General features: G+C 45.1%; 4 protein-coding genes. 1 reads left to right on the forward strand and 3 read right to left on the reverse strand.

What is annotated here, in order from left to right; all coding sequences use genetic code 11:
- Positions 1 to 191 precede the first annotated feature (191 nt).
- The 3 genes from Q0Y54_RS11960 to Q0Y54_RS11970 form a co-directional block, all read right to left on the reverse strand.
- On the reverse strand, positions 192 to 971 hold the full coding sequence (locus tag Q0Y54_RS11960; protein WP_297968313.1) for an amino acid ABC transporter ATP-binding protein: 780 nt from the start codon (positions 969 to 971) through the stop codon (positions 192 to 194).
- The gene (locus Q0Y54_RS11965) at positions 952 to 1,596 is read right to left on the reverse strand and encodes an amino acid ABC transporter permease (protein WP_297968316.1); all 645 of its coding nucleotides are present in this window, start codon (positions 1,594 to 1,596) and stop codon (positions 952 to 954) included. Before Q0Y54_RS11965 ends, Q0Y54_RS11960 begins: the two co-directional genes overlap by 20 nt.
- A gap of 202 nt (positions 1,597 to 1,798) precedes the next feature.
- On the reverse strand, positions 1,799 to 2,593 hold the full coding sequence (locus tag Q0Y54_RS11970) for an amino acid ABC transporter substrate-binding protein (RefSeq protein ID WP_297968319.1): 795 nt from the start codon (positions 2,591 to 2,593) through the stop codon (positions 1,799 to 1,801).
- Positions 2,594 to 2,818: 225 nt separating this feature from the next.
- Between Q0Y54_RS11970 and Q0Y54_RS11975 the strand changes: the two genes are divergently transcribed.
- Entirely contained in the window at positions 2,819 to 3,883 is a 1,065-nt protein-coding gene (locus tag Q0Y54_RS11975; RefSeq protein WP_297968322.1) for an HD-GYP domain-containing protein, read from the forward strand.
- Positions 3,884 to 4,205: the final 322 nt, after the last annotated feature.

A 4,205-nucleotide genomic window follows, 5' to 3' on the forward strand; every position in this document is an offset into this window, starting at 1 on the left:
ATTCAGGTGGAGTTTTAACTACACCTGAATTTAGTTGAATTTTACCCAGGGCTTTACGGGTGCTTAATTCCCACCTTAGAGGGGAGTCTTAGCACCCGTTAGCATCGGATAAAACAAAATGAAATAAAGACTTCCAAATAATATGGAAGAGCAAATTCTAAATAGAAATTTTATCATATGATTATGAAAAATTAAAGCATGTTCTTTAGGAAGGCCTTTGTACGCTCTTCCTGGGGATCATCAATAACCTGACGGGCTGTGCCCTGTTCCACAATAACTCCATCGGCCATAAAAACCACCTGATTGGCTGCCTCTCTGGCAAAGGCCATTTCATGGGTAACCACCAGCATGGTCATATGCTCCTCAGCCAGCTCCCGCATGGTTTTCAAAACTTCACCGGTCAGCTCCGGATCCAGGGCAGACGTCGGTTCGTCAAACAGCATAATATCCGGCTTCATGCAAAGTGCTCTGGCAATGGCCACCCGCTGCTGCTGACCACCGGACAAACGGGAGGGATAATTATCCCTTTTCTCGTACAGGCCCACCTTACGCAGCAGCTCCTCCGCCTCCGGAATTACTTCAGCCTTTTTCCGCTTTTGAACCTGAACCGGTGCTTCCAAAAGGTTCTGCATTACCGTCATGTGGGGAAAGAGATTAAACTGCTGGAAAACCATTCCCGTACAGGACAGGATGTCTCTGGCCTCCCGTTCGGAAACGTATTCTGCCACATTTCCACTGTTATTTTGGGCCAAAACCCGACCCTTGATTTCAATTTTCCCCGAGTCAATAATCTCCAAGCGATTGATACAACGGAGCAGAGTACTTTTACCGGAGCCGGAGGGCCCGATAATGGCCTTGGTTTCACCCTTCTTCAAATCCAGATCAATGCCCTGCAAAACCTCCAGGTCATCAAATTTTTTATGTATCTGCGTCAGACGCAGCATTATTTCATTATTGGTCATATTTTCCATAATATGCCTCCAGCTTCTTGAAGCCCCATGTCAGTACGGCTGTCATAATAAGATAAAATACAGCGGCCACCACAAAAGGAGTCATATCAAATTCCCGCTGTACAATGGTACGGGCCACCCTCAGCAAATCATTCATGGCCAGAATATAAATAAGGGAGGTATCCTTCACCAAATTGATGGTTTCGTTGCTGACCGGCGGCAAAACATAGCGAATCATCTGGGGAATTATTATGCGACGCATGGTCTGCTTGTGGGTCATACCCAAAGTCTTGGCCGCTTCATACTGGCCACGGCTGATGGACTGGATACCGGCCCGAAAAATCTCTGCGAAATAAGCTGCGTAATTTAATGTAAAGGCCAACAGGGCCGCCATCAAATCCGGCAGCATAATTCCTACCATGGGCAGGGCAAAATAAACAAACAGTAGCTGCAGCATCAATGGGGTCCCCCGCATAAGCCAGATATAAAATTCCATGGTCCGGCTTATGAGCTTTAGACTGGAAAGCCGCCCAAAGGCCGCCAGCAACCCCAAGGGCAGGGAAAAAATCAAGGTAATAAAAAATATCTGCAAGGTGACCTGAGTGCCCTCCAGCATCAGGACAACAGTATGCAACAAATTCTCCATAATTAAATTAAAGCCCCTTTAAATCCATTTTATTGTTTTTGCGCTTTACCGTAGAAAAGCATTAAGCCTATATATTTTACATCAAAAAAAGGACTATTGCAAACAATGCAACAGTCCTTTGTACACCTCATCCGGTCACTCCATGACCACCGACGCAGCTTTGCCTCTGACACCTTCAGGTGCTGCCCTTCAAGAAAAAGGCTTATTTCTTTAGAGTAATATCCTTGGCAAACCACTTATCGGAAATCTTTGCCACAGTTCCGTCGGCAACCATTTCATCAAACACCTTCTGTACCTTGTCGCGAAGTGCCTGGTCATCCTTGCGGAAGGCAAAGCCAAACTGGCTTACCTCGCCGATTACGGTTTCAACGGCAGTAATCTTGTCCGGATGCTTGCTGATGTAATACCGACCAATAATCTCGTCGCCCACTACGGCATCAATACGGCCATTTTCCAAATCCATAAAGGCATTGATGAAATCCGGATAGTATTTTACTTCCTTCATGGAAGCCTTCAGATCCTTTTTGCTCTCAAAATATTCCTCAGAGGTACCGCCACTCTGGGTACCGATAACCTTGCCGGCCAAATCCGCTTCGGAGCCAATCTTTATATCCTTGCCGGTTGCCACAAACACAATCTGACGATTGTCCATATAAGGATTGGAGAATAACATATTTTCCTTCCGCTTTTCGGTAATATCCAGGCCATTCCAAAGTACATCCACGCGGCCGCTCTTGAGCTCAGCCTCCTTGGAATTCCAGTCAATAGCCTTAAACTCCACAGCACAGCCCAGGCGTTTGGCGGCCTCCTTGGCCAAATCCACATCAAAGCCCGTTATTTCATTCTTCTCATCCTTAAAGCCCATGGGCGGGAAATTGTCATCCAGGCCAACCACAATCTTCTGGGCTCCATCCTTCTTTGCCGTATCATTGCCACAGCCGGCCAATGCAGCCATCGCCAGAACCAGCATCATGCAAATCGCCAATATTTTCTTCATAAACCAGTACACTCCTTTTTATATATGTGATTGCTTTTCAATACGCATATTATACTTTAGTTCATTAACGTATTGCAAGGGAAAAATCACATAAATCGGATTAAAATTACCCGACTTTTGTCCTTTTTAAATTTTTTTCATAATTTTTTAATTGTAAAGTAGGATTTTTACTATATGATAGCGAATTGTACAGTAGTGAAATTATCGAATTTGGAGGGGCTGTCTATGAAGGAATTAACTATAGATGAGTTGGAACCGGGGATGGAACTGGCTCGCACCATACTCAATGACGACATGATCGTTATTCTGTCGGAAAATACCCTGTTAACCAAGGCGCATATTACCCGTCTGGAATTTCTTAATGTACCCTATGTGTACGTTAAGGATGAATATGAGCTTAGTCCAAACTACCAGAATGTTATGGCTATGTTCAACCGCAGCAATGCCTTTGCTGCCCAGTATCGGGAGGTAGTACATGAGGTAAATGATATATTCACCTCCACCATAAAGGAAAACAAGGTTCCCACGGCCAAGACCAAGGAATTGGTAAAGGAAGACCTGATGCCAATGTCCAAGCAGAGCGGGGCCATTGACTATCTCTACGAGCTCAATCACATGGCCGATGATGTGTATAACCATTCCATACGCGTATCAATTTTGGCCGGTGTAATCGGTAAATGGCTGCTGATGCCATCCAGGCAGGTAACTGACCTTATTACCGCCGGTTTTCTTCATGATATCGGCAAGGTCCACTTCCCTGACCGGCTGCAAAATCGTCAGGTAGAAACCCTGAAGGGGGAGGACTTTGAGACCTATTTGCAGCATACATATGATGGCTATAAAATTTTGGCTACCAGCCCGGATCTGTCTGATGGCATCAAGCTGGCTGCCCTTCAACACCATGAGGCCCTGGACGGAACCGGTATTCCCGATGGACTGATGGGGGATAAAATCCATCAATTTGCCCGTATCATTGCCATTGCTGACCTGTATGACAATATCACCACAGAGCGGGAGGGCTTTGTGCGGCAGACCCCATTTGCTGCTATCGCCAAGCTTACCGAGCTGATGTACAGCAAGCTTGATCCGGAAATCTGCGTGGTTATCCTCAAGCGAATAAAGGATGCCTTCCTGGGCTCCACCGTTGTTTTAAATAATGGCTTAAGCGGTACCATTCTCCGTTATCCCGATGATATGGCCATTCACCCGTTGATTAAGATAGATCAGGACAACATTATCGACCTGAATGAGCATCGGGGCATCAAGATAGTGGAATACAACGCCAAATAAAAAAATAAGCAATTGTCCACAAACAGGACAAATGCTATAACAATCATAAAAAAGGGGCTGCCGACAGACGGTCAGCCCTCACCCTTAGAAGCTTATTAGATAAGCCGCTTAGAGCTGGCAGCTGTTGGCGGCTTTTCTTATGCCTTTATTACAGTGTTTAACGCAATTAGTTAACTCAAAAATGCGAAAAATCATATATGCTCACAGGCGGTCAATATGTTATATCAAAAAAATATTTTACCATCAAATTAAAATAGATGTTTTCTCCAAAATCATCTGCCAGTCCGACCTCTGCAAAAAGAGAATAGCGAAATTCGTTATC

Origin of the sequence: uncultured Anaerovibrio sp. (genome assembly GCF_947302755.1) — a bacterium.
Taxonomy (GTDB): domain Bacteria; phylum Bacillota; class Negativicutes; order Selenomonadales; family Selenomonadaceae; genus Anaerovibrio.